At 38.4% G+C, this 26,981-nt stretch carries 20 protein-coding genes; 7 read left to right on the top strand and 13 right to left on the bottom strand.

Annotated elements, in window-relative coordinates; translation table 11 throughout:
• Positions 1–35: 35 nt before the first annotated feature.
• Together ACOB80_RS14725 and ACOB80_RS14730 are read left to right on the top strand one after the other, a co-directional pair.
• Positions 36–1,217 carry a patatin-like phospholipase family protein gene (locus ACOB80_RS14725; RefSeq protein ID WP_473166606.1) on the top strand — a complete coding sequence of 394 codons (1,182 nt, stop codon included), beginning with the start codon at positions 36–38 and terminating at the stop codon, positions 1,215–1,217.
• An 82-nt stretch (positions 1,218–1,299) separates the two neighbouring features.
• Positions 1,300–3,336, top strand: coding sequence for a winged helix-turn-helix domain-containing protein (locus ACOB80_RS14730; RefSeq protein WP_473166607.1), 2,037 nt, complete (start codon positions 1,300–1,302; stop codon positions 3,334–3,336).
• Positions 3,337–3,342: 6 nt separating this feature from the next.
• Here the strand turns inward: ACOB80_RS14730 and ACOB80_RS14735 are convergent, their stop codons facing one another.
• From ACOB80_RS14735 to ACOB80_RS14745, 3 genes are all read right to left on the bottom strand, one after another.
• Positions 3,343–5,559 (bottom strand): DUF5916 domain-containing protein, encoded by a 2,217-nt coding sequence (locus tag ACOB80_RS14735; protein ID WP_473166608.1) that lies wholly within the window; start codon positions 5,557–5,559, stop codon positions 3,343–3,345.
• 176 nt (positions 5,560–5,735) lie between these two features.
• Entirely contained in the window at positions 5,736–6,599 is an 864-nt protein-coding gene (locus ACOB80_RS14740) for a DUF3667 domain-containing protein (RefSeq protein WP_473166609.1), read from the bottom strand.
• Between the two features lie 91 nt (positions 6,600–6,690).
• A complete protein-coding gene (locus ACOB80_RS14745) occupies positions 6,691–7,563 on the bottom strand; it encodes a LysR family transcriptional regulator (RefSeq protein ID WP_473166610.1) in 873 nt (290 codons plus the stop codon).
• A 151-nt stretch (positions 7,564–7,714) separates the two neighbouring features.
• On the opposite strand from ACOB80_RS14745, the gene ACOB80_RS14750 reads away from it, so the two are divergent.
• Positions 7,715–8,305, top strand: a complete 591-nt coding sequence (locus ACOB80_RS14750; protein WP_473166611.1) for a LysE family translocator — start codon at positions 7,715–7,717, stop codon at positions 8,303–8,305.
• A gap of 27 nt (positions 8,306–8,332) precedes the next feature.
• Here the strand turns inward: ACOB80_RS14750 and ACOB80_RS14755 are convergent, their stop codons facing one another.
• The 5 genes from ACOB80_RS14755 to ACOB80_RS14775 are packed head-to-tail and all read right to left on the bottom strand — an operon-like array spanning position 8,333 to position 13,353.
• Positions 8,333–11,137: a hybrid sensor histidine kinase/response regulator gene (locus ACOB80_RS14755; protein ID WP_473166612.1), complete on the bottom strand. Its 2,805-nt coding sequence runs from the start codon at positions 11,135–11,137 to the stop codon at positions 8,333–8,335.
• Positions 11,103–11,690, bottom strand: a complete 588-nt coding sequence (locus ACOB80_RS14760; RefSeq protein WP_473166613.1) for a SpoIIE family protein phosphatase — start codon at positions 11,688–11,690, stop codon at positions 11,103–11,105. The genes ACOB80_RS14755 and ACOB80_RS14760 overlap by 35 nt, the downstream gene beginning before the upstream one ends.
• A gap of 22 nt (positions 11,691–11,712) precedes the next feature.
• Entirely contained in the window at positions 11,713–12,102 is a 390-nt protein-coding gene (locus tag ACOB80_RS14765) for an anti-sigma regulatory factor (protein WP_473166614.1), read from the bottom strand.
• A 20-nt stretch (positions 12,103–12,122) separates the two neighbouring features.
• The gene (locus tag ACOB80_RS14770; protein ID WP_473166615.1) at positions 12,123–12,476 is read right to left on the bottom strand and encodes an STAS domain-containing protein; all 354 of its coding nucleotides are present in this window, start codon (positions 12,474–12,476) and stop codon (positions 12,123–12,125) included.
• Positions 12,469–13,353 (bottom strand): protoglobin domain-containing protein, encoded by an 885-nt coding sequence (locus ACOB80_RS14775; RefSeq protein ID WP_473166616.1) that lies wholly within the window; start codon positions 13,351–13,353, stop codon positions 12,469–12,471. Before ACOB80_RS14775 ends, ACOB80_RS14770 begins: the two co-directional genes overlap by 8 nt.
• A gap of 273 nt (positions 13,354–13,626) precedes the next feature.
• Between ACOB80_RS14775 and ACOB80_RS14780 the strand changes: the two genes are divergently transcribed.
• Positions 13,627–14,154: a YqhA family protein gene (locus tag ACOB80_RS14780; RefSeq protein ID WP_473166617.1), complete on the top strand. Its 528-nt coding sequence runs from the start codon at positions 13,627–13,629 to the stop codon at positions 14,152–14,154.
• Positions 14,155–14,215: 61 nt separating this feature from the next.
• Here ACOB80_RS14780 and mltC read toward each other — a convergent pair whose 3' ends face one another.
• The 3 genes from mltC to ACOB80_RS14795 all read right to left on the bottom strand — a co-directional run bounded on the left by mltC (position 14,216) and on the right by ACOB80_RS14795 (position 16,517).
• Positions 14,216–15,373 carry a membrane-bound lytic murein transglycosylase MltC gene (gene mltC, locus ACOB80_RS14785; RefSeq protein WP_473166618.1) on the bottom strand — a complete coding sequence of 386 codons (1,158 nt, stop codon included), beginning with the start codon at positions 15,371–15,373 and terminating at the stop codon, positions 14,216–14,218.
• A 45-nt stretch (positions 15,374–15,418) separates the two neighbouring features.
• Positions 15,419–16,168, bottom strand: coding sequence for a substrate-binding periplasmic protein (locus ACOB80_RS14790; protein ID WP_473166619.1), 750 nt, complete (start codon positions 16,166–16,168; stop codon positions 15,419–15,421).
• 91 nt (positions 16,169–16,259) lie between these two features.
• Entirely contained in the window at positions 16,260–16,517 is a 258-nt protein-coding gene (locus ACOB80_RS14795; protein ID WP_473166620.1) for a hypothetical protein, read from the bottom strand.
• Between the two features lie 256 nt (positions 16,518–16,773).
• Between ACOB80_RS14795 and ACOB80_RS14800 the strand changes: the two genes are divergently transcribed.
• Positions 16,774–18,717, top strand: coding sequence for a RiPP maturation radical SAM C-methyltransferase (locus tag ACOB80_RS14800; RefSeq protein ID WP_473166621.1), 1,944 nt, complete (start codon positions 16,774–16,776; stop codon positions 18,715–18,717).
• A gap of 45 nt (positions 18,718–18,762) precedes the next feature.
• On the opposite strand, the gene ACOB80_RS14805 is transcribed toward ACOB80_RS14800, so the two are convergent.
• Positions 18,763–19,698: a GGDEF domain-containing response regulator gene (locus tag ACOB80_RS14805; protein ID WP_473166622.1), complete on the bottom strand. Its 936-nt coding sequence runs from the start codon at positions 19,696–19,698 to the stop codon at positions 18,763–18,765.
• Between the two features lie 36 nt (positions 19,699–19,734).
• On the bottom strand, positions 19,735–25,830 hold the full coding sequence (locus ACOB80_RS14810; protein WP_473166623.1) for a response regulator: 6,096 nt from the start codon (positions 25,828–25,830) through the stop codon (positions 19,735–19,737).
• 270 nt (positions 25,831–26,100) lie between these two features.
• Between ACOB80_RS14810 and ACOB80_RS14815 the strand changes: the two genes are divergently transcribed.
• Together ACOB80_RS14815 and ACOB80_RS14820 are read left to right on the top strand one after the other, a co-directional pair.
• A complete protein-coding gene (locus ACOB80_RS14815; RefSeq protein WP_473166624.1) occupies positions 26,101–26,283 on the top strand; it encodes an aroma-sacti cluster domain-containing protein in 183 nt (60 codons plus the stop codon).
• Positions 26,283–26,975: an iron-containing redox enzyme family protein gene (locus tag ACOB80_RS14820; RefSeq protein ID WP_473166625.1), complete on the top strand. Its 693-nt coding sequence runs from the start codon at positions 26,283–26,285 to the stop codon at positions 26,973–26,975. The genes ACOB80_RS14815 and ACOB80_RS14820 overlap by 1 nt, the downstream gene beginning before the upstream one ends.
• Positions 26,976–26,981: the final 6 nt, after the last annotated feature.

The following is a 26,981-nucleotide window of genomic DNA, read 5'->3' on the forward strand; positions in this document are numbered from 1 at the left end:
CAGCAACTTACAACAAAAAGGATCTTGGTAAATCCATGAGTAAAAGTATCTGCTTAGTGCTATTGTTCACACTGATATTGAGTGCATGCTCATCGCCAAAACGTCAAGTAAGTTTGGAAGAGTTAAGCGATAAAAAAGAAGAATATGTTCAACAATACGATCAAGAATTAGAGAAAATTAATCAGAAAAACAAACGCAGGTTAAAAGAAGAAAGTATAAAAAAAGCTTATTTTGATGTGCTTGTTCTTTCAGGTGGTGGTGAACTCGGCGCCTTTGGCGCGGGCTTCTTGAAAGGTTGGGGAAAAATAAGCTCAGGTGACTTTCAGCGCCCGGAGTTTGACAGCGTAAGCGGCATAAGTACCGGCGCATTAATCGCGCCTTTTGCATTTATAGGAACAGATCGTTCCTACAATCAAATCGTTGATTTATATAGCAACACTAAATCTGATTTAATTAGTCCAAAGCCGCTTGTTAACTTTCTTTTAGGACAAAGCGCTTATTACAACACCAGTAACCTGCACCAATCAATTAACACCAGTATTACGCCAGCATTGATTGAGCAATTATCGGCCAACGCTAAAAAGAACAAAACATTATTGGTAGGCGCCACAAACCTAGATTATGGCACTATGCGCGTATGGGACCTCGCCGATATCGCTTTAGTAAAAGATCCAATAACGGCAAAAAATAATATTGTCGAACGATTAGTAGCATCCTCAGCTATTCCTAGTGTTTTCCCGCCAGTAATAATTAATAATAGCCTTTATGTCGACGGAGGCGCTTCAATGCAAATTGTGAGTGGGTTAGAAGATAGAAGCTGGCTAAAAGACAATGATGATAATTGGGATTTATCAAACACTGTAAAAGTACGCGTATGGGTAATTGTAAATAATAAATTAAAACTTGATACAGCATTAGTGCAAAACAGTTGGTCAGATATAGCGGCGCGAAGCTTAATATCGTTAATGAGAAGCTCTACTTTGCAAGTTTTACAAGATTTCGACAGCTTAACGCAAATGATAAACCAAAAAGAAAGGTTTTCCGTTGAATTTCGCTATGTCGCGATTCCACAGTCTTACCAAATACCTGAAACTAAAGATTTGTTTGACCAACAGAAAATGCGGGATCTCATCAAATTAGGTATTGAAATGGGCGAAAATCCAAATAGCTGGAAAACTCGTGTGATCAGACCTGGTGCAGCCATTTTAGATGAATAAAGCACATCATAAATATCTATATACCTCAAATTGATTGTATTATCATTGCATTAGCAAAATAAAAACGACCAGAAGCATAACAGTGCAACAACTCATTAAGTTTGACGACTATATTTTTAACCCTTCAAAAGGCACGATAAGTCTTCGTGAGGAGCAAATCCATCTAGAATATCAACAAGCCAAATTACTCGCACTGTTAATAGAAAACCATTCAACCCATGTTAGCCGAGAACAAATTGCGAGCGAAATCTGGCAAGGTATCATCGTTGAAGACAACACCATTAGCAAAGCAATTACGCGCTTACGTAAAGTGTTAAACGACAATGCTAAGTCCCCTATTTACATCAAGACTGTGCCTAAAAAAGGCTATCAATTTATTGCCAGTTTTTCTCATATAGTAGAAGAAGGTGGTAAACCTGAGCCGACCAACGCTAACGAAAGCCCCCCTCAAAAGGCTTACGAAACGTCTGCCAACAATAGCACCACCAACACAGTAACCGCATACCCAAGATACGTTAAAACCAAAGTAGTTTATGCTTTGCCCTTTTTATTGCTCTTATGCTATTTGCTGTATCTAAATTTATCACAAGAAGCCAAGCAACTTACGCAACCTAACGCCATTACTTACCGCCAAGGGTTAGAGCACAATGCCCAGTTAAGTTACGACACAAAACAACTCATTTTTGTTGGCGATTCAGAACAAGGCTATGGTATTTATCATCAACCCATCTCAGGCTCAGCTAAGCTGCTACGAGAAGTGAATTCTCGCTTATCCGCGCCTAAATGGCTTGATTCAGATCGTATTATCTATAGCGACATTTCTACTAACGGTGAATGCAAAATATACTTAGGTTCAATTCAAGATAGTTTACAGGTTGAAGAAGTAAGCTCATGCGTGAACAAGCGCCCTGTTTCATTATTTGTACACAAAGAAACAAAACAAATAACATGGCTAGACGACTCAGGAGCTTGGCAACTGAATGTTGAATCAGGCAAACAGACGTTATTACCTTTTAATACTCAAGATGTTAGCTTCGCTATGCCTTCGCCAGACAACACTAAATGGGCGAGCTTATCTGAGATAAACGAAAAATCGGTTATTTCAGTTTTTGACACAAATACGCAGGCATTAATTTATCAAACAAGGCTACCGTATTTTATTAACCATTTTAAATGGTCATTTAACAGCGACGCTTTGTATCATTTAAGTGAACACCCTGCCCGCCAACTGATAAAGCATACACTAGACGGCGATATCCAAGCATTAATGCAAACCTCAGTAGGCACACTTACTCAAATTAGTGATGTTCAATCGCCAACTTCAATTGAAGTAATCATCAGCGCAATCGACTTAGATATTTTTCAATGGCAGCAAGGAAAAGAAACCTCGTTAATCAACTCGCCTTTTCCTGATTACAATCCCGCTAAGTCACCTGTCTCAGCAGACATCGCGTTTGCATCTAAAAGAACAGGTAGCGCACAAATTTGGCTCAAACGCCAAGACAATACATTCACAAAGCTAACTGACTTTCCTCGCGCAAGCTACATATTCGAAATATCTTGGTCACCTACAGCAGAACAACTTTTGGTTAAACGAAACAAAAGTATTTATATCATCGCGCTTAAGACTGGAGAAATAACAGAGCTACCACTCGATGCTGAAAACAACATTCAATGGCAATGGTTAGACGAGGAGCAAATTAGCTATGTGGACAAAGCAAGTAATTCCTTATTTTCTTATCAATTAAAGACAAACAGTCTCAGTTTGCTTAAAACAGATGTTGGATATGCACAATGGCTAGACGACACATGGTTTATATCTGATGCCGATAATCAAACACTAACCCAGCTAACGCCAGATTTCACGCCAATTAAAACTATTGATTCATCTCTAAATGGTCGCTATTGGATAATCAATAATAAAGAATTGTTTGTTTTTAATGAAAAAGTAGATTCGCCAGACACCTTAGCGAAAAAAGAACAAGATAACAGTGAAACGCTGGTATTTCAGCGCAACACTATTATCCCAACCGCCGTTCGAACAGATGACAAAGGCGCTTTCATTTATCATAAAATGAGTAATAACGAAGCGAATGTTTATCAACTTAAGTTCAACTAGTGCGGTTTAAAACACCCAGTTGAGCTTGGCAGTGATTGATTTTTCTTCTGGGTTGGCAACCGCATTTGACAGTAAATCGTTAAAGCTCGTGCTTTCTTCGTTTGTATTATCGAAGCCGTTATGCGCATACACTAAATAAAAGCGCGAGCCGTTGGCAAACATGTGTCGATAACGAGCCTGAAAAGCAAAACGACTTGCATTAAAATCTTCGCCTTGACCAAACTGCTGATTGTTTGTTTCCAACCCCTTAGCCTTTAATGCGTACCATTGGGTAGTAATGGTTAAATCTGATCTATCCGTTAACTGAGTAATGAGTTTGGCATAAACCTTATTTAAGTAACGTCGGTAGCGATTTACTTGCCCCTCTGAATTACCGATCAACCAGTCATCACTATCAATGTAAAGATAATTAGCGTTTAACCTAACCTTATCCGTAAAATACGTTGTCGTGTTAAATGCCGTTTTATTTGCCCAGTCAGATTCGCCTTCTTGATAATAATTATGCGTTAGATTAAAAGAAAATGTCGCAGGTGTTGGCGTTGCATAATAAAAGTGGAAATCTTGTTGGCTTGGCAGAACAACAAACCCGTGTTGGCGCGTAATTAAGTCATCATTACCTTGCTCTAAGTATTTCGCACCAACTCTGAAGGTGTGTTTGTTCTTTAAACGAAGTAAGTAACTTGCATACCAATCATCTCTGAGGGTGAGGCCTTGAGTATTTCGCTGATATTTATAAGATGCGTATACTTGTGTACGTAAAATGGAGCTATTTGCCGCAAAGCTGTAATCGTTATAGCGAGTATCTAACGCCATAGTCGAGATATTGTTTCGCTGCTGATAACCAAAATCATTGATATCCAATTGATCATCTAAGTAAGTCCACTCTAGCGTGTTCTCCCATTGTCTTACCGGAACATAGCTCGCTTTAAATGTAGCCCCTTTACCAATGGTTTTGTTATTAGATTCCTCATTATGTGAATAAATAGCATTAGCAAATAAGTTGATAGCATCATTCACTTGGTAGCGAACATCTTGGTTAAAAACAAGAGAGTTCCTGTCATTGAGTGGATTATTAACATAATTCACCAGCTGACCCGTACTAAAGTTGTTAAGAGCAGAATACCAACGCAAGCTAGCAAATTGCTTACCGTCATTGTTTACCGCGTCATCTTCATGGGCATATAAAGCTCCTACATTAAAAGACTTGTCATTGTAGATGTATTTACCCGCGGCAAGAATGTCGTGAACTTTACGGGTATCTAACTCGGCATTTGCACCAATGCGTCGAGTATTCATTAACTTAAGCTGATTGGGTCCTCGAACGTCAAATAAGCTTTGATTTTCAGTAAAAAATGGGCGTTTATCGGTTCTTAGGGTTTCCACGGCACTGTAATTAACAATAAGTTCGTCTGACTCTACTTGGCCAAAATCAGGGTTAATTGTCGCAATCACTTGCTGATTAGCACGTGGTTTCCAAGTAATGTCGGCACCAAAATTCAACTCATTTTCATCTTCGATAAAATTTTGCTTATCAGACACGTAAATACTGGTTCTAAGCCCCTGTTCTTGATAATTATTAACGGCAACTGTTGCAAATTCATAGGTAAAATTCTTGCGGCCTCGATTGGTATCAGGATATGAGTAGGCTTCACTGGCAACCACATTATTTCGCTGAAAATAAATACCTACTTCACGTTTATTTTCAGATAGTTGCTGATAGGTTGCTGTTGTCCAAGGAATAAAAAACTCACTGTACCAATAATCACCTTGCTCGCTTACCTGAACTTGCCACACACCATCCCAATCTCTGTTCGATTGATTACCTCGGCTATAAGTGCCATCCATAGTACCGCCACCCAACGTAGCAACGAATTCATAAGCAGTATCGCCGTCGTTGTTAAAGTCAATAAACACCATATTAAAGTCTGAGCTGGTGAATTGATCGTGGCCGCTGTATTTTCGAGATCGCTCTGGTTGATAATTTTCAAAGGCAACGTACACGCCTTTTTCATCTGTTATCAAATAGGTCTTTGTAGGATATTCAGGTTTGCCTCCCGTGTTAGGAAAGCTCTGAATATATTGCTCAAACACCTGCGCATTTCGCCACTCCTCCTTATCTAGTTTTCCATCAATAACGACATTAGCGTGCAAAACATGTGGAATTAGTAAGCCGAATAAACCGCTAAACAGTGAAAAGTTTTTTGTATTTCTTTGTATTGTCATTGTCTAAATTTTCCAAGATTAAAACTTGGTCATAGCTTGCAAAATTGACAATTAAAAAAGGTGACAAAAAGGTGACTAAGAAAGGAAGTTAGGTGACAAACCAAGGTTTTATGGTATCTGGAGCAGAAAACACTATAGTTAGCGAGCTAAGGGGTTAGCCCGCTAACTTCTATGACTTACTTATTTTCGTTCGATGAGTTAACCGTATTATCACCGTTACTCGACGAGCTGTTTTCTGCATTGACTTCTTGTTGGCTTTGCTGCAATTTTTCTGCTTCTGCTTTTTTAACAGCATCAACAGCAAAAATAACACCGGTAACACCACCTGATACAATAGACGCCAATACCCAACCAAAAAGCATACTCGCTGTCGATTTAACATAATTGCTTTTTTTATGGGGTTGATAAAACTGTGCGATTGCAATCGCAAAATAAATAAGCCATAAAACTAACAAGAATATTTGAACAGCAGGTACGGCATAAAGCCCCAGCAATACAAATATGATCGATGGAATTGTTAAATGGCCAAATAAGAACATGCAGGTTAATAGTAATTCCCAGACATTGTATTTATGCTTTCTAAAAAAGAATCGAATAACCAACGCGAAGCAAAACATGTTGACGTAATAGATATAAATAAAGGCATTGTTCATAAAAGCCATTAGTTTATCTTGTTCGGCAAATTCCAAGTCATTCACTTCAGGCGAAAAAACGTCTGATGACGCTTTAAGTAAATCGACTCCTAATAGTGTGGCTAGAACCAGAAGAATAGTCATTAACCAAAACGAATAACGAACTGGGTTGAAATACCTTTTACGCTTCCCTTCAACGTAATCGCGGCAAGCGTGCCCTGGTCTAATCGTTAATTCGATAAGATTTCGAAAAATGGGTGAATCCATTTCAAAAAAACCACGACGCGCGATAACAAGAAACTGCGCAAAAGAAATACGAGAAACGCGTTTTTGTCCGCATGAGCTGCAGTATGTTTCTGGTAATGGTGCACCGCAGTTGAGACATTGGTGTTGATGAGTAAAGTCCATGTAAATTTAGTTGGTTATTTTTTTGGATACACTAACCAAAAATTAACTTCTCGTCCACATTTGAGTAATAATTTGTCATTATTTCTCAATTTTACGTGCTAATGTAACTCACTAATTTGTATACATTATTTTCTTTTGATAATTCGTTCGGGGTAACGGCATACAAAGGGATGCTGGCAACTTTCCAACTTGGAAGTAACTCAACAAGTTGTCCTTGTTCTATTTTCTGTAGCGCAGATTCAGCTGGTAGTGTTGCAATACCCGCACCGTTTAAACACAGCTCTGTCATCGCAGTGACATTGTTAACGGTAATGTTACTTTGATAATGACAAGCTAAAATATCTCCTTCAGGCGAGATAAGTTCTCTGCTTGCAGGCAAAGAGTGTAATCGTATCCAATTTAGGCGGGATAAAGTGTCGATATTCGTTGGCGTAGATTTTCCTTTTATATAAGCGGGCGAGCAAACAAGCTTTCTATTTATTTCACCTATTCGCCGGCATACTAAAGCTGAGTCCTCTAAATTACCCGCTCTAATTGCTAAATCTATGCCTCTGGCAACCAGGTTCTCATGATGATCGTTAAAAGTTAGCTGCAAGTGAAGCTTAGGATGAAGCTGAGAGAACTCGGCAATTTTAACGCAAACACTAGAGTGAATTAGCGCGTTTGGTAAGGTAACGTGCAGCTTACCAGTAAGCGTTTGCTGCCCCTCCTGCATCGACGATATCCCCTGCTCAGCACAGGCGAGCATCTTGACAATATATCGATGAAACTCTTGTCCTTCACAAGACAATGACAAGCTACGCGTTGAACGGTACAGTAGCTTCTTTCCCAGCTTTTGCTCGAGCTTATCAATTTGATAACTTACCACTGAAGCAGATAAGTCTAACACGCTAGCCGCTTTATTAAACGAGCCCTGTTTAACAACCTCGGCAAATATCGCCATCGCTTTTAATTCATTAATCAAGCTTGTTCTCCTCTTCACAACTTATTCTTATACCTAACCAGTTAAAGAGTCAATTACTTAAAATATTAGAATAGAGTTATCTAATTATTACAATTAATCAAATAATAATGTTTGTATATAGTGAGGGAACAAAGAAAATAAGGAGACACTAATGGAAACTTTATTTGCGATGGGGTTATTTGCTTTAACAATGTCAATTTCACCGGGACCGGTTAATTTGATCACTTTAATATCGGGCCTCAACAACGGAACATTCAAAACGACACCATTTGTTTTAGGGGCTAGTGTTGGATTTACGTTGTTATTAATAAGTGTCGGTTTAGGCATGCAATTGCTGACAAATAGCTTTATTTGGTGGCAGCCACTGATGACGATTTCTGGCAGCCTACTCATTGGGTATTTTGGCTACAAATTTCTCACAGCAGACAGCTCATTAACAAATAGTGCACAAGTAAAAGCGACTTTTACTCAAGGTGCCTTACTGCAATGGCTGAACCCAAAAGCATGGCTGGCAAGTGTTGCAGGTGTCAGTGCCTTCGCCACTTCACAACAAGATCTTGCCACCTTTTCAACCATCTATTTTGTCATTTGTACTTTAAGTATTTTTTGTTGGGCACTCGCCGGACAGCAACTGAGTCGATTTATAGAAGAAAAGAGTAAAGTGAATAAGCTAAACAAAATAACAGGAGCATTACTACTAACAATGGCACTTTACTTGTTAGTAACTGAGTTTATCCTTTAACACTGACTTGGAAATATTCTGATGACGTTAGACACTAATTTGTTTAATGAGATCGAGCGCTTCATCAAACTGATATTGTGCCAATAAATTTTTTACTTCTTTAAGTGTGGGCTGAATGTCATCTGATAATTGAAACTCAAGTAGTTCGTCTAGCCTATCAGGAGCGTTGGAGTCATAAATTTCACAATACTCTGAAATGACACTGAGGCGTTCTTCTAGCTCCGCAGCGGATATTAACACCTTATTTATTTGTTCATCTTTAGAGTCACTCGACAACAACGCTAACTGTGCCAAAACATTCTGTAATAAAGGGTCTACCTTTTCTATCCCAAGTGCAATACTACCAGTATCCTCCTGCTCGCAAGCCTCTTCTAGCTCTTGCGCTGGATCATACAAGCTTTCTGCGCCGACAGTAGCAGCCAGCCCTTTAAGGGTGTGTGCTAAGCGAGTACATTCATCAAATTTTTGCGAGGATAGCGCTTTTGTGAACTCAGTAACAAAAGTCGATTGAGTTTGGTTAAATTGCAATAATAACTTTCGATAAAGTTGTTCATTGTGTTGGGTGTTAAACAACCCTTTCTGACTATTAATTAAGGTAAGTTTTGCCAAAAATTCAGGAAAATTATCTTTTCCTTGCTCGATAACTACTGAAGAATCTACCGATGCTTTTGACCGCGTGTCTTGATCGCTGTCTTGTAACTCTTTAGGGTTCTTTACTGAAATCCATTGCGCCATAGTAGCGAACATTTCTTCGACTCGAATAGGTTTACCAATATGGGCATTCATCCCAACGCTTAGTACACGCTTTACATCTGAACTCATCACGTTAGCAGTCATCGCGATAATAGGAAGTTTGGTATGTTTCCCGCCTAATTCTCTGATGTTGGTAGTAGCCTGATAACCATCCATCACTGGCATCTGACAATCCATCAACACGCCATCGAAATCTCTACTTTTAACTAAATTAAGTGCTTTCAAGCCGTTTTCTGCAACGGTCACTGTAATATTTCTTGACGTTAAGAACTCCAAGGCCAACTCTTGGTTTAGTAGGTTGTCTTCTACTAACAGAATATTAGCGCCCGCCAATAACTTAACATTACGTTCAAACTCGTCACTGGAGACGTGCTTTCGACTGTGGCTTTGGTCAACTTGAAAACCAAAGGCTTCCATAATGGCATCATGCATTGATGAGGCGGAAACCGGTTTATTCAAGACACTACTTAACAGTGCTTCTTGTTTGGCGATATCAGTAATTTCATTCAGCCCTGCCGCAGTAACTAAAATAACGGGAAGCTCTGTTATTTCTTTAATTTGTTTAGCCGTTTCAATGCCATCTAAACCTGGCATTTTCCAGTCAATGATCGCCAAATCAAACGGTTGTTCCTGGCTTGCCACTATGTTTATTGCTTTTTGGCCTGAGTTGACTGTCGTCACATCAAAGCCGAATGACTCTAGCAAATAAGCAATAATTTCATTAGCCGTTGCGTTGTCGTCTACCGCTAGTACTTTTAAATTTTGGAGTTCAGGCAATTGTCGTTTGGATGAGTCATTGTCAGCTTCTTCATTTTGCAAAGACAAGTTCACATTAAACTCAAAGGTGCTACCGACACCACGTTCACTTTTTACCCATATATCACCACCCATTAACTGAGCAAGACGTTTAGAAATAGATAAACCTAAACCAGTTCCACCATATTTTCTTGTCGTTGATGTGTCAGCTTGGGAAAATGATTGAAAAAGTTTTCCTTGCTGCTCCTTAGTCATACCGATACCAGAGTCAATCACGGAGAACAATATAACTGCCGAACTATTCGCTTGGCTCTCTGCGCGTACTTTAACGACAATTTGCCCTTCTTCGGTAAATTTAACCGCATTGTTCGCTAAATTTATCAATATTTGCCCGAGTCTTAACGGATCGCCCACTAAACTCTGAGGCACATTAACATCGATATCGAATAACAACTCCAAACCTTTTTCTTCAGCTTTAAAGCTTATAAGGCTCGCTAGATTGTCCATCACACTTTCCAAGCGGAAAGGTGTACTTTCAATATCAAGCTTACCTGCTTCTATCTTTGAGAAATCTAAAATGTCATTGATGATGCCCAATAAAGACTCTGCCGAGTAATGTACTTTCTCAATGTAACTTCTTTGTTTGCGCTCAAGCTCTGACTGCAAAACCAAATGAGACATACCAAGTATGGCATTCATCGGCGTGCGGATCTCATGACTCATATTCGCAAGGAAGTCACTTTTTGCTTTGTTCGCTGAGTCGGCTTGTTGTTTAGCGAGTTCAAGTTGCTTCGTGCGGCTATTAACTTGTTCTTCTAGTTTTTTAGAGTGATTCTCAAGTGATTCATTTTTATTTTTCAGTTCAGTTAGCAACTCTTGACGCGATTTATGCTTAAAAATATTAGTTAACGACTCTACGTTTTCGTCGATAACATTGGATTGGGCTGCGCTTAATGCTAGCTTTATATGACCGTCAAATTCATTATTATCATTCATAAAAGAAGAAACAACGACTCCACTTATCATGATGGATTCAAGGTCAATGGGGTAAGGTGATTTAATATTAATAACAAGTTGTGGTGGCGATGTGTTAGCGTAATGAGTTATAGAAAAGTGCAAGGCATCACTTGTTGTTAAACCTTTTTTCAATAAAGCTGAGACATAGGCAACTACTTTAGAAAGAAAAATAGTGTCAAAGCCACACATTACGCCTACGTCATAGAGTTTATGTCTGAGGCTATAAATCGTATCAATACTGTCTACGTGAATAGTTGCAAGCTTACTCATATTAGTAACGGTATACGAGACAAGAAGCATCATCATGCTTCTTTCCAAAGTTAGTAAAAATATAGCTTAAAATTTGATTAACGCTTTGCTTCAAATACTCAGGTTCATATTGAGTATAAAAACGACTCTTAATGCCGTCACTGTGCATCAACAAAATATCGCCGGCCAATAAACCTCTGTTTTCTTTATGAATATTCCTACATTGAATCCCCACAGCTCCATTTGAAGACGAAAAACTATGATCATTTTGTCCTAAAACATAAGCCGAAATATTACCAACGCCAGAAAATTCAACTCTTTGTTCCAGTGTATCGATTATAGCCACACCAACCGAAGCTCCTATGCTAGGTTCACAATATGTATGCAAACTCTTAATAACTTTATCGGGACATTGGCACTTAGTCATATTTTCTAAGTAATTTGCCATCTTTGAAGCAATTGCATGTGCTTCTTCACCATGTCCGGTGCCATCGATCACAGCAAAAAGTATACGGTGACCAAATTGTTGAAATACAACTGCATCACCACTTACCCGCTCAGTCCAAAAAGGCCGGTTTTCGATAGCAATTTTTTCGTATTTATCTATCACTTAAAAATTTACTTCCCAAACTTTATAGCCACATTTTTAGCGTTACTTTGGTACCCTTGGCTGAAGATTCAATAAAAAACTCATCTACCAAACGCTTAGCTCCTGGTAGCCCTTGCCCCATAGTGCCACTCGAACTATATTTGTCTTGCATCGCCAGTGATAGATCATCAATGCCATTACCCTGATCAATAGCAATAACTTCAACTCCTTGCTTTCCAATTCCATACAACGTGTTTACTTCTATTACGCCCTTTCCGGCATATTTAAGAATATTGCGAGCAAGTTCAGAAACTGCAGTCAAATAACGAGCTATTTGTATATTTTTAAAACCGAATTCTGTTAAATGATGTTTTACATGTAATAGCGCTACTTGAAAACTCGCTTCGTCATTTACGTTATATCTTTCTTTCACTTAGTTACTTTCTCTAACTTCTACTGAGCAAGAGCCAACCCTTCATCGATAGTCAGCGCATACTGAAATTTGGAAATGTCGATATCATAGTCAACAATAGTTGCCGCAATACTTGGAGGCATGCCAATAAAAATGGTTTTAGCTCCCATTAATCCTGCCATTTCCAATATGCTACTTAAACTTGAGAATTCTTCTATATCAATAATATCGACAGCCGACAAATCGCAAAGAATATATTTAACTTTAGTTTCAACGAGTTCATTTAACAAAGAACCTTTAAATTGTTGTAAAACTTCGGGCATCAATGTCGCTTGTATCGTCGCAAGTAACGCATTATTTAAACGATTTAATACGATGCCTGAATCATTAATCATTGCGCTGTTCTTTAACAATTTTTAAGCCAATAGACGTTAACGAGTTTTCAAGAGCGTCACTTAACGTTGAAGTTGTTGTTAAGTTGCCTACGTCTATACCCAATTCCACCATGGTTTGTGCAATAGCAGGCGATAAGCCAGAAACAATGCAGTCACAGCCCATTAACTTTGACGCCTTAGTAATCTTAATAATATGATTAGCCACTGCAGTATCTACGACAGCAACACCACTTATATCTAGAATGATCACTTTGGAGCTAGTTTCACTAATTTTAGCTAACACTGTGTGCATTAAATCTTGAGCGCGTTTTGAATCAAGAATACCGACAATTGGCAACATCAATACGCCTTCCCAAATTGAAGTAACTGGTGTAGACATTTCAATCAAAGAGCGACTTTGTTGCTCAATTTTTTGTTGTGTCATGTTGGTATATGCTTCAACAACTACGCCTGTCTCTAAGTGTACTAATTTGGCCAATGCCACTTGTTGTTGATATAGATGTTCAGTGCTTTCTTCTTCATTAAGCAACGACTGAAAAAAATTAAGGCTCTTACTCATACCAGCAAAATAGCTAGTTAAACTCAGACCAATTTTGGCATGATGAACACCTAAATTTACGCGGCTCTCCAGATATTCGTCATCTATTTGAGCTAAAAATGTTTGGTGCCAATAGTTTCTTTGTGCCGCCTTTACTCGATTTAATCGCTCTATATCTGAAAAAAAGTGGGCAAACTCTGGTTGAGGCTCTAACCAAGCATAGAATGAATCAACATAGTCATCTAACGCAGGGATAACTTGTTCACCCAATTCGGCAATTAACGTTAAATCCTGCTTAGAAATTTCATAAACATTGAGCAAATTTTCTATTTTAGTCACCACACTCTCCTGTTGCACTTATCCATAGGGTCCGACATAGCCTTCAAACCGATGATTTTTTTCAAAACTTTATAGCAGTATAGATGAGATATATTAAATTTACAGGAATCGTAACTTAATGATTAAAATCTGCTTTTATAAAAATTAATACGTAAACTATGGGGTTTCATTTTTCTTATTTTTTTCCATTAACCTAAATAGCTGTTCTCTTCTATTCGGTTAACATATCCATTAAACTTAAAGAAAAAACAACTGCCAAGCAGGTATTTATTTATGGAAAAAATGTTTGAATCTATTTTATGGAATAGCCGTTACGTGCTACTTGTCGCTGTGCTTTGCTGCGTGCTAACTTCTGCGAGTTTAATTGCATTAGGCTTTATTGAGATGATGCACCTGATTAAGGGGGTATTTAGCTACATTTTTGTTGATACGGTTGAAGTCTACAGAGATTCATTAGTGTTACTCGTGATAGAAATACTTGATACGTTTTTACTCGCATCTGTGCTATTTATTTTTTCGTTTGGTTTGTATGAATTGTTTATTAGTTCCATTGAGAACTCTAAAAACCATGCGTCTAGAGCCTTCAAAATTTCCAGTATCGACGAGTTAAAAACAAAACTAGGCAACGTGATTGTTATGATTCTAGTGATTAAAGTATTTTCTTACCTAGTTGAAATTAAACCGGGAAATATCACTGAATTATTCTATATGGCAGGTATTGTTTTACTTGTTGCAATAAGCTTGTGGTTAGGTCATCACAAATCAAAAGCAAAAGAGTCACCATCGCACAACAAGAGTTAAAGATTATCTGAATTTAAAGGAGGTAGCGACATAGTTGCCTCCTGTAAATCTTATGTAGCCCTTAATTTAAATACTTCTTCTCTGCTTTAGTCACTTTTTCTAAATAGCGTCTTGACTCAGCTCTTGGATGTTTTGTCGTTAACTTTCGATACACTTGGCCTTCATCGTGTTGATTTATAAGGGTTATCGCGTAACTTCGATTACTCGAGAAAGTATTCAATACATTGCCTGCGCCCCCGTTATAAGCGGAAATCACAGAGTATTTTCGACTTAACGACCGGCTTATTCCCACTAAATATCTATCGTCCAACAAACTTAGATAAGCAGTACCAATATCGATATTACTAGCAGGATCAAAAAGAGTCTGCTTATTTGGCATTCCAGAGCGCTTTTTGACTTTTTCATACACATCTTTACCAGCTGTCGTTGGCACGACTTGCATTAATCCATAAGCATTTGCATGACTTACTGCAAAAGGGTTAAAACTACTTTCAGTTTCAATAACGGCATAAATTAACGACGGGGAAACTTGATACTTTTTAGCAGCTGCTAGCACGTATGACGCGTATTGCTGTTGTCGCAAGTGTTGATGCTGTTCTACTAAGTCAAATTCCACGAAATGAACCGTATTTTTATCTATGCGTTTGGTTTGTAATTGCTGTTTTATTAGATACTGTGCAAAGCGATTAGCACGCCACTGATAAGCTATGGGCTTGTTATCTTGATCCAATACTTGCTCGTATAGATAAGGCTTACCCGATGCCTTGATCTCCTTATCGGAAAAAATATCGGTACTTTTAGGATCTGCAGGTGTTAAAACTGTGGTGACGATAGCATTTTTTAACATGGCTTGCGCATTGGCTTTTGAAATGGTTTCAACGCGAACCCAACCCTGCTCAAAGTCAACGATTGCTCGTGCTTGGTATTTATTTGAATACTTTACTAATCGTTTATTTGAAGGTAATTCAGTATCGTTTTTTCCCCATACTTTACTGGCATTTTTCGTTAATTGCGCAAGTAAGGCCTTTATTCCCTGAACATCTTTGATTAGTTGTTCAGGGTTGCGTTGATACTCTTTGCTTTTGTCTTTTGCAATTTGCTCAAATGCTTTATCAGGCTTATCTGACGTTATCGCTTTAATGACTTTATTGGCATCAGTTGATTTACAGGCGCTTAAACCAAGCACAAAAACAATTAACCACCTAGGGTATATTTTCAAAGTCGACCTCTCCTGCCAAAAAAGCATACACGCTAGCTTTTAAAGCTATTTCACGCTGACAAAACGCTCACCTTGCAGCAACCACTTTTGACGTAAATCATGAAATACTTGCTTTTGCTGCATAGCTTGCCAAGCTTGCTCTAATTTTTTGTAATCTGAGTCAGGCATTGCCTTACTCGCTACTATGTATAAGTCATTTTTTCGCTCTGAATACTCACGCACTTTAAACAATTTCTTAGGGTCTATTTGCAATTGTTTTAAGCGCCACATCAGTATTGGCTCACTTGCGACAATATAATCGACGCGTTTTTTCAATAACATGCGTATCGCTTGTTTTTTAGAGCTAACAGAGACAATTTCAACATCACCTTTTTCTTGATAAGGCAATAGGAGTTGCTCTTGGGAATCACCGCGAACTACCGCGACTTTGTTCGACAGTTGACAGTTTTTCTTGCATTCAGTTAGTGCCCATAAACTGTCCGAACCACTATTTATGTGGGCCAACCAGCGAAAATCGCTTTCTCGCTCAGGGTTTCGTACTACTGACATAAGTAATGCGTTAGGCTCTGTTTTCGCAAGCCTATAACCTCTTGCCCAATTGATAGGAATAATAGTTGCTTTCATATTGGCAAGAGCGACAAGTTCTGTCACAAGCTCTACGGCATACCCACTATAGTGTTCTTCGGTAATCACTTGATATGGTGGCATATGTTCGGTGAATACATCTATCGATTGAGTATCGGCAAGTGCGACGATAGATAACGCAAAAAATAGGAAGGCTGCTTTTAAACTCAATGTGAATTCTCATCAATACTAATGGTTCACATTGTATATTGTGAACCATTTAGATCAATGACTAAATAACCCGTTGCCCCTAGTATTCCAACTAGCGCTCTGTTTGTTTGATTACATTGGCTTGTTTGTGACTGTAATCAGCTAAAAAGAATGCGCCTACAGCAGTAAATAGAGAAATTAACATTAACACGACAATTGCCCCCTTGCCGACATTCTTACCAAATGCTTCATAAGTGTCATGCTGCTCAGAGACCTGAAAAAACATGACAATAGAGACGATAAAAAGCCCTAAACCAAACACAATAAAGCCTGCAGACACTTTGGTTAACGCGTCATAAAAAGAATACACACTTCGTACCTTAATATTGAGATAAACCGATAGACTCCTCGTACTTGCCTATGCGACCAACACAAGAATAAACTGAGTTTAACGAATCAAAGCCGGTGTATCTGTTGCTGTTTTGTATCAACCATAACTCTCCACCAGTGATCGCTCACAAAGTATTCATTCACATTGAATTAGCAAAAGAATTGCTAGTTTTCACTTTGCTAAAAGCCAGTTTTCAGTTAGGTTAACTGAATAATCACAATAAAAAATGAACCATATGCAAACGGATATTTGTCTAGTCAACATGCCCTACTCATCTACTACCATTCCTTCTTTGGCATTGGGCATCATAGAAAATTACATAAAAGAATACGGTTATAGTGTTGAATCTGTATACGCTAACCTGTCTTTTGCATCTAAAATTGGCTTATTACAATACGACGAGATTGTCAGCTCATTTAGTGACTATTTAATTGGTGAATGGACTTTTTCAAAAGCAGCGTTTCCCGATGCTTCATTAAATGATGAAGACTTCTTTGCATTATTTAGTGACCTCACACCAGCAAATAAAAAAGCTCTCTTAGATATCCAAACAAAAGCAATTCATTATATCGATTCATTAGCACATGATATCGTGGCAAAGAAACCTAAAATTGTAGGCTGTACATCTACCTTTCAACAAAACTGTGCTTCTCTAGCTCTTCTAAGGAAAGTAAAAAAGTTAGCCCCCAATATCATTACTATGATGGGCGGAGCCAATTGCGAAGGGGTTATGGGACAAACCCTCAGTGAAAATTTTCTCTGGGTCGACTATGTGTTTTCAGGCGAGTGTGATGAAGTCATTGGCCCTTTTATTGATAAGTTAATGAAAGACGAAGACATAGAACCGCGTCAATTACCCGAAGGGTTTATCTCTCAAGCACATAGAAGCCTTACGCTAGATATTGGCTGTAAAAAGAGTGCCCCAAGAGCACATATTAAAGACATGTCAAAGGTAGGTAAGCCTGTTTTTGATTCATATTTCGACACCTTAAATGAATTATCGTTAGATCAGTTTGTTTCACCAGGGTTGGTTGCAGAAACCTCAAGGGGCTGCTGGTGGGGTGCAAAAAAACACTGTACATTCTGTGGTTTAAATGGTGGTGTAATGACCCATCGCTCTAAAGCTCCAGAAGTTGCCATCGCCGAACTGGATGAATTGTCAGAGAAATACAAACTAAATAAATTCTTGATTGTAGACAATATCTTACCTTTAGAATATATCAAAACCGTATTACCTGAGCTGGCCACTAAGGACGACCGTTACAACATTTTTTACGAAACTAAGGCAAACCTCAAAAAACACCATGTTGAAACGTATTCAAGAGCGGGAGTTAAATGGATTCAGCCGGGCATTGAAGGCATGCATGACAAGTTCCTTAGAGTTATTAAAAAAGGGACGACCGCTATTCAGAATGTAGCGGCTTTAAAGTGGTGCAGGACCTATGGTATTAGAGTCTCTTGGAATCTCCTATGTAATGCACCATTTGAAGAGGCAGATTGGTACGAGGAAATGAGCGAATGGTTGCCATTGATATCGCACCTAAACCCTCCTGAAGGTCAAATGATAAAAATTTGTTACCACAGATTTAGCCCTTATTTTAATCAGCAGGAAGAATACGGACTGAATCTAGAGCCGTCGAAAAGCTACAAACACATTTACCCCATTAGCAAAGAAAGTATAGATAACATTGCCTACTTTTTTAAACAGTATTCTCCTCAAGAAAAAGGTATATATGATTTAAATTTTACTTTTCAGCCTCCGACAAAGTCTCACAAAAAAGTCCAAGATATACTAGACGACTGGTGTCAAAAATGGTCAGAGGGGTCTATTCCAATTCTCTATATGATCGATCAGCAAGATAGTATTTTAATTATGGATACTAGAGATATCGCCACAAATGTAACTCACGTTCTAAACGGAATTACCGCAATTATTTATCGGTTAGCGGCTGAGCCTATCCCTAAAGAGCGTTTAATCACTAAAGTTATCAACGAAACAGGGAAAGAAGATACTAACGAAATAAACACTCAAATAGACTGGCTAATTGACAACAAACTCATGATAAATTTAAGTAAATGCCTAATGGCTCTCGCTTTTATAGGTAATGAAACAGATTTACCTTCTAACGAAGACTTTCCTGGCGGAAGTTTGTATTTAGAAAAAGTCAAAGAAGTTTAGTCAAACAATGAATTTAAGGACTAATTTACTCCTTAAATTTAGAAGTTACTGATTCAGTAATTGTTCAACTTCATTTACCCTTGCCAATTGCAGCTTATTTCTACCTGCACGCTTTGCTTGATAGAGCAAGTTATCGGTATGGCGTAACACGTCGTCAGAGTTAACCTCTAGACTACCGTCAATGATACAGGCACCAATACTAACAGTGAGAAGTTCATTTGCAGGTGAAAACTCATGTTTAATTTCTTTGTCGGCGATAGCTTGAGTTAAGCTGTCCATCACTAGCTGAGCGCCAGCCTCATTGCAATCAGGTAATATGACAACAAACTCTTCGCCTCCAAAACGTGCGGCAAAGTCTCTTGGTCGTTTCAATACTTCACGTAATGAACTTGCGACCTTTTTCAACGCAACATCACCAGCTCCATGACCATAGTTATCATTGTATTGCTTGAAATAATCTACATCGATAAGTGCAACCATAAGCTGCTTTTTATCTCGCCTGTTTGCAGCTAACTCATCTTTTAATACAAAGTCCATTTTCCTGCGATTTGAAATGCCTGTTAAGGCGTCAATATGAGCAACATTGTCAAGCATTTTACGCTGTTTAATTAACTCTAAATGCATAGAGACCCTAGCGATTACAATATTGGCTTTAAAAGGCTTATAAATATAATCACAGCCTCCTAAATCAAACCCTTTAGCTTCGTCATCACTGTTTGCGAGACCAGTAATAAAAATAACAGAAACCCCCATTGTAGCGGGATCGTTTTTTATCTTATCAATCACATCAAACCCTGACATGTCGGGCATGATCACATCTAATAGCATCAGGTCAGGTACGTGCTTTTGTGCTAATTCAATCGCTTGTTGACCATTCTTGGCAAAAATAATTGTAGCCTGATCTTGAAGAAGCTCTTTAAGTACTTTCCGGTTTGCTTTCTCATCATCTACGATGAGTACTTTTTGTTCCAACAGTTCCATATTTAACGTTTTTATTATAATTACTTTTTAGAGCTTCTAAGCTAGAAGCTCTTCTAACATTACATCTATTTTACTTAATGCTTGCTCGTATTCAATGTCATCCAAGTCCTCAGCAATTAATAATGCATTAGCCTGAAATTCAGTGCCTGTCGTTAATTGAACTAGCCTAGGTATTAGATCTTCCGCCTCTGCATTTTCTTCCGCTACCAATCCTTTGATAGAATTAAGCAGAACTCTCAATTGCCCTTTGTCTAGCTGAACATTAAGACTATTTTCAACGATTGCTGAGTCATCATTCTCTTCGTTTAGATCTTTAACTGACTCCAGTGCTAGTAGCACATTGTTTAACTCAATACACGTTTCAGCTATGAGTAAATCAGCAGAGTCTGGCTTTTCTTTGAGTTGTGCTTCCAATTGCATTGCCCGTTTAGCCAAAGCGTTTGCACCAATATAATTCGCGTTCGACTTTAATGAGTGTGCCGTTCTAAACGCCGTGTCGAAATCACCTTGATGATAATCATCACTCAGTTGATCTACTGTGTCTTTATAATTAGTACTGAAATCTCGTACCAAATTAACGTAAATATGGCTTCGTCCCCCCATAGCTTGAATAGCATTTTCTACGTCGAAGCAACCTAAACCAGCGAGCGCTTCTAATAAGCTCTCAGTACTGGTTACAGTTTTTACTTCTGGCTCAGGTTTCGAACTAGATGGCTCAACTTTTTTAACATTGACCACCTTGTTGATAGATCCTTCTTTAGCAAACCATTTTGATAACAGGCTAAACAATGCGTTAGGGTCAATTGGTTTTGTAAAGTAATCATCCATACCAACTGAGATACATTTGTCTAACTCTTCTTGCATTGCATGAGCTGTCATCGCGATTATCGGTAGGTTTTTAAATCTAGGGTTTTCTCTGATCTTTTCCGTAGCGCTCAAGCCGTCCATTACTGGCATTTGAAGGTCCATGAAGACCATGTCATATTCTGACATTGAAAGCTTATCAAGCGCTATTTGACCATTTTGAGCTACGTCTATCTTGGCCTTTGTTTCTTCTAAGAAACCCATCACAACCTGTTGGTTTAACGCATTATCTTCAACCAACAAAATATTAACATGAGAAAGGTCTAAAACACCTTTATGCCTTAATCTAGTTGGCGTTGACCCCACTTCAAGATTAAGCACATCCATCATAGCATCTAACAATATCGAAGCGTCTACAGGTTTTTCTATAAAGCCATTGATACCTGTCGATTGTGATAGTGACATAGCGTCACTTTTATCAAACGCTGTAACCATTAATACTGCTGGTACCTCATGGTGTTTTTCGAACTGACTAATTCTATGTGCAAGCTCAATACCATCCATATGCGGCATACGCCAATCGGTGATAACTAAATCGAAAGGTTGTTCCACCAACTGTGCGTTATCAAGTAATTCAAGTGCGGTCGAGGCTCGTTCGGTGACTGTTACTTGGCAACCAAATTGAGATAATAGCTCTTGCAATACCGTTAAACAAAGAGGGTTATCATCCACAACAAGTACATTGAGGCCTTCAATCATAGTAATTTGTTTAGAAACAAGCTCTTCATGTTCCAATCGCTCAAATGCTACAGTAAAGCTGAACGTACTGCCCTCACCTATTTGGCTTTCAACCCAAATTTCGCCGCCCATCATTTCGGTCAATTGTTTACAAATCGAAAGGCCTAAACCTGTACCTCCAAACCGTCTAGTAATGGAACTATCAGCTTGGCTAAACGACTGAAATAGTTGATTAAGAGAATCTTGCTCTAACCCAATCCCAGTATCTTCTACAGCAAACACCAATTTATTATCGCTGGCCAGTCGAACATCGATCAAAACATGGCCATGTTCAGTAAACTTAACGGCATTAGTGACTAAGTTAACTAATATTTGCTGTAACCTAACAGGATCAGACTTAATTTGTTTAGGCACATCAGGCGCAATTTTAACGACTAACTCTAACCCTTTACTGTGCGCTTTTAAGGCACAAATGTTAGCCGTTTTCTTGATCAAACCTTCAATGTTCATGGCCACTGATTCAATGGTCATTTTGCCTGCTTCAATTTTTGAGAAGTCAAGAATATCATTAATCAAGCTCAACAATGCTTGTGAAGCGTCTTGAGTTTTTTCGATAAGATCCGTTTGGTGCCTGTCTAACCTAGTTTTAAGTGCCAGATGACTTAAACCAATAATCGCGTTCATTGGCGTTCTAATTTCATGACTCATTTTCGCCAAAAATTCACTTTTTGCTTCAGTTGCTTTTTCAAGAGCGATAGTTCGCTGCGCAACTTGATATTCAAGATGGCGATTAATATCCAGCAGGCTTAAGTGATTTTCTACACGAGTAATCAGCTCATATTTGGAAATTGGCTTACTCAAATAGTCATTGCCACCAACGGCGAAGCTTTCGACTAGATCTATCACTTGATTCTTAGCCGTTAGGAAAATAACCGGAAGTTCGTTTAAGGTAAATCGTTCTCTTACCTCTTTACATACTTCGTAACCTGACATTTTTGGCATCATGACATCTAACAAAATTAGGTCATACGGTCTTTGTTGCTCACTACCTCCATTCGAAACACTTTCAATTAACTTCAGCGCTTGCTTTCCACTTGCTGCTTCTGTTATTTGATACCCTTGGAGACTTAAATGATTGCGAAGTACTTGACGATTTACAGCATCATCATCAACAACCAAAATGTGAAATTTATTATGCTCGATGGTTGATTCTTTCTGCAGTGCGAGTTCTTGAACATCGACACTAACATATTCTATTTCAGCATCTAGGTGCTGAAGCCTACTTAGCTGAGACTGATTTACCTCTTTAACCACGCTGGTAACATCAGTAATTTGCTCATTGTTAATTGGCAAGGTAAAGCTAAAACAACTTCCTTCGCCAACTACAGACTCAACCTGTAATTCACCACCATGCAGTTCAACAAGCTGCTTGGTTACCGCAAGTCCTAATCCTGTGCCGCTTTGCTCTCTAGCGACATCACCTTCTAATTGCTCAAACGAGTTAAAGATAACACCTAAATCCGACGCCTTTATACCTATACCGGTGTCAGTTACTGATATTTTTATCAGATCTTCTTGCTGCTCTGCAGACACAGTAACTTCACCACTGTCGGTAAATTTGATAGCGTTGCCAACAAGATTATAAAGGATTTGTTCTACACGATTTTCATCTGCATTAACCAATGGTAATTCGCTAGACACCTTATTCAACAATGTTATGTTTTTATCGCCAATTAATGGTGTCGAAACCGTTAACACCACATCCGAAAGGCTATGAAGTTCAACGCCCGCTCGATTCAACTTTAAATTGTGGTTTTTCAGTTTAGAAAAATCCAAAATGTCGTTGACTAGATTGGACAAACGCTTGCCGCTGGCAACTACCATGGCGAGATTTTTATTCGCAGTGTTGGGCAATTGACCTGCCACGCCGTCAATTAATGATTCTGCGAGGCCAATAATACCGTTAAGCGGCGTTCGAAGCTCGTGTGAAGTATTTGCTAAAAATTCGTCTTTTAATCGATCTGCTTCTTTTAGCTTTACATTAATCGCATGTTCTTTTAATCGCTGGTAATTTTGGCGAAACAGAATACCACCAAAAATCGCAATAATAATAGCGACATACAAGGTATATGCCCACCAACTTCGCCAATAAGGCGGCAATACCTCAACCGCTAAGTTTTTTCCTTCTTCATTCCAATACCCATATCCATTACTGGCTTTAATTCTTAAGGTGTAGTCGCCCGGTGGAAGGCTTGTATAAGTCGCACGTCTATTTTTCGCGTCGGTATAGATCCAATCATCATCATACCCCTCTAACATATAAGCATATTGATTACTCAAAGGTTTTGTGAAATGTAGCGCTGAAAATTCAAAGGTAACAAGCTTTTCATCATAGGTTAAAATCAATTTATCTAAACTGTTTAACGCAGTGTCAATCGAAAAATTCTTATACTTATTGGGATCCGAAGGAGTATCTTGCGAAGAGACAGCTACTTTTTCATTATGAACAAGCAGCTCAGTTAACGCTATTCGAGGAATACTCGTATCTTCTTCAATGTTCTTCGGAATAAACTTGGTAAAACCTTTGGTACCACCGAAAAACATTTCACCTTGTTGGCTTTTATAAAAACTTGAGGAATTAAACTCGTCGTCAGGTAGTCCATCATGAATATCAAAACGAACGTTTCTTCCTGTGGTTTTATTGAATCGGTATAACCCATCAAAAGTACTTAACCACAATTGATTATGTTCATCTGCCAACATCCCAACAATAAATTGTTGCTCTAAAATGCTGGGAGAGCTATTTGGTACAGTTTTTAATTCGTTAGTGTCTAACAGGTACAAGCCATTTGTTGTCGCAACCCATAAAGCGCTATTATTCTCAGGTAAAATCGCCATTACACTCGTTTTAGGAATGGGATTGCCAGCTGAGTTACGTAAAACAACCTGCTGAAATGTTTCTGTTTTAGGGTCAAATCTATTTAACCCACCTAACTCAGTACCAACCCAAAGTATGTCATTTTCGTCTTTAAACATAGACCAAACTGCATTTGCGGATATACTCGACTCATTGTTAGGCTCATGTTTAAAGACAGTAAATTCACCCGTTTTTTTATTAAATCGATTTAATCCGCCTCCCCATGTGCCAACCCAGAGAAAGTCACCAACGTCATAAAGCGCTAGGATTTGAGAATGACTAATGGAGCCCTTATCCTGTTCATCAGGCAAGAAATGTGTATATGAGTTAGCTTGCACATCAAAATAGACAAGCCCCGCACCAATACTTGCAATCCAAACGCCGTCTTTATTTCCAGAATCTTTCACCATAAACGAAACTGCCTGTATAGCAGGTCCATTAGTCTGAGAGGGAGAGAGTACCGAATATGATTTAGTCTCTGGATCGAAAATATTTAAGCCACCATCGTATGTACCTATTAACATTCGACCGTCGTTTAATTCCAAAAAACTAGTCATTATATTGCTAGAAGGCCCCGAGCCATCAGGTGAAGATACAACCGTTGTAAACTGACGATTTCTTAGGTTTAAATAATTAAAACCTTCAATAAAAGTGCCGATATAAATACCGCCAAAGCTATCCTTAGCCAATGTGTTTATTTCATTATGACTCAGGCTATTATCGTTATTCGGGTTATGAGAAATTACCTGAATGGATTTTGTTGCTTCGTTATAATAATAAGCGCCGTTTTTAGTACCAAACCACAACCTATCATCATCTTCCAAAATAGCCGTAACATTCTCTTCGTTCAGATACTCAGAAAGCTTCCTAGACACAAACTGATGCTTCTCTGTATCGAATACCTTGAGACCTTTGTTAGTTCCTAAAAAGAGATTTTTCCCTACACTTTCTATCGTATTAACTTGCGATAAAATATTTACTTGCTCTAAGTCTTGTACTTTTGACTGTGTGTTCTCCGTTTTTGCTTTATAAATTTTTCCAGAGTCGTCTGTGGCCCAAACAACGCCATGGTCATCAATAACCACTGCACTAAAGCCACCTTTGACATGACTCGCCACATCGATTTCTTGAACGATTAACTCACTGTCGCTAATCGACACAACTTCAAGACAATAAAGGCCTGTCGAAGTTGCTAGCCAAATTCTATCAAACTGGTCATAATGAAAATCTGCTATCGCTGCCGAATCGATATGTGAAAAATCTTGGTTTGAATTGGACAAGCGAGGCTTTAGAAAACGCTCTTTATGAGGCACAAATAAATTAAGTCCGTTGTTTTGAGAACCAAACCACAAACGCTTTTTATTATCTTGTAGGATGTTGGTAACTCGACCGTCAGATATAGAAAATTGATCGTTCGGATCACTACTGAACACTTTAAAATCATAACCATCGAATCGATTTATCCCTTTTTCAGTTGACACCCATAAATAACCGGTTTCATCAACCAACATTGCGTGTACGGAAGCTGCAGACAAACCGTTATTTGTCCCGTAGCGCTTTATGCTTCCTCCAAATGTAGAAGAAGTAAAATCTCTATCTTCAGAAAACGCTGTAGAAGAAAAAAAAGGTAGACTTATCGTCACAAGTGTCAGAAAAAACTTATTAAATCTCATGCTGTTATTTACTTTTTAGTTTTGTGAAACGCACAATAAATTAAAAATTTTGCTTTAATACTGATATCGTTAAAAAGAGAATCAATCTGTCGAATTTATCTAACAACTAAGCTTAAAAAAAGAATAAAAGACAAAAGCAAAAATTCCTTCTGTTAAAACACAATAAATCTCTAAATAGACTTGACACGATTCATTTTTTTTCCATATTCTGTGTTTGCAATTTATCTTAAAATTGTGCAAAACACTATATAAAAATATTAAGGAAAAAATATGACTGATAATAAATCAAACACGGATCACTTACACGATGAAGGTTTAATCAACAAGGATGAATTAAATGATGAACAAAAAAAGTCAATTGATAGTTTATCGTCTGAAGAAGTAGAGCAACTGAAAAAAATTACTAAAAAGATGAACAAAGACGGCACTAAAGTTGGCGGAGTTATTCTTTAATGCTAGCCGAGAGCCTTTCAAGCCCTATTACTAGCTTCGACAAGCTGCAGAACAATCTCCAGCTTGTTTTTGCTCGATTAGAAGCTGCAAACGAAAGGTATACTGAATTATCCATATACCCGGAAACAGTAGTAGAGCAAGCGTATTTGAACTATTGGGTTTCATCATCGACAGTTCCTCTAATGCGTGAAGTGAAGGCTCAAGCCGAACGTTTGCCTCACTCTGATTTAAACGATCAATTAATTGAATATATGGCGAATCATATTGAAGAAGAAATTGGTCATGATGAATGGGCACTCAGTGATTTAGAAACATTCGGGCAACCTAGAGATAAGGTTTTAGCTAGGATTCAATCCCATAACGTCGCTAATTTAATTGGTGCTCAGTATTATTGGATTAAGCATTATCACCCTATCGCCTATATGGGTTACTTAGCTTGTCTTGAAGTACGCCACCCTACTATAGAATACGTGAATACTTTAATAGAGCGTTCAGGGCTCCCAGAGAAAGGGTTTAGTAGTTTAAAGCACCATGCTATAGCGGACATTGGTCATACAGAAGATATTATTAATACCATTAATAATTTCCCTCTAACACCTGAGCAATACCAAATCATGGAAAATAGTGCTTTTCACACCGCTAGATACGCAGCTCTTTGCATGGATGATGTTTGTAACGCGGCTAAAAGATAAAATATG

The sequence above is a fragment of the Thalassotalea coralli genome (assembly GCF_055786205.1).

What these genes read in the sequence shown, in the direction of transcription:
- ACOB80_RS14725 (WP_473166606.1), top strand. Translation starts at nt 36, where the DNA reads ATGAGTAAAAGTATCTGCTTAGTGCTATTGTTCACACTGATATTGAGT.
- ACOB80_RS14735 (WP_473166608.1), bottom strand. Translation starts at nt 5,559, where the DNA reads ATGACAATACAAAGAAATACAAAAAACTTTTCACTGTTTAGCGGTTTA.
- ACOB80_RS14740 (WP_473166609.1), bottom strand. Translation starts at nt 6,599, where the DNA reads ATGGACTTTACTCATCAACACCAATGTCTCAACTGCGGTGCACCATTA.
- ACOB80_RS14750 (WP_473166611.1), top strand. Translation starts at nt 7,715, where the DNA reads ATGGAAACTTTATTTGCGATGGGGTTATTTGCTTTAACAATGTCAATT.
- ACOB80_RS14755 (WP_473166612.1), bottom strand. Translation starts at nt 11,137, where the DNA reads ATGATGATGCTTCTTGTCTCGTATACCGTTACTAATATGAGTAAGCTT.
- ACOB80_RS14770 (WP_473166615.1), bottom strand. Translation starts at nt 12,476, where the DNA reads ATGATTAATGATTCAGGCATCGTATTAAATCGTTTAAATAATGCGTTA.
- ACOB80_RS14780 (WP_473166617.1), top strand. Translation starts at nt 13,627, where the DNA reads ATGGAAAAAATGTTTGAATCTATTTTATGGAATAGCCGTTACGTGCTA.
- ACOB80_RS14800 (WP_473166621.1), top strand. Translation starts at nt 16,774, where the DNA reads ATGCAAACGGATATTTGTCTAGTCAACATGCCCTACTCATCTACTACC.
- ACOB80_RS14805 (WP_473166622.1), bottom strand. Translation starts at nt 19,698, where the DNA reads ATGGAACTGTTGGAACAAAAAGTACTCATCGTAGATGATGAGAAAGCA.
- ACOB80_RS14810 (WP_473166623.1), bottom strand. Translation starts at nt 25,830, where the DNA reads ATGAGATTTAATAAGTTTTTTCTGACACTTGTGACGATAAGTCTACCT.
- ACOB80_RS14815 (WP_473166624.1), top strand. Translation starts at nt 26,101, where the DNA reads ATGACTGATAATAAATCAAACACGGATCACTTACACGATGAAGGTTTA.
- ACOB80_RS14820 (WP_473166625.1), top strand. Translation starts at nt 26,283, where the DNA reads ATGCTAGCCGAGAGCCTTTCAAGCCCTATTACTAGCTTCGACAAGCTG.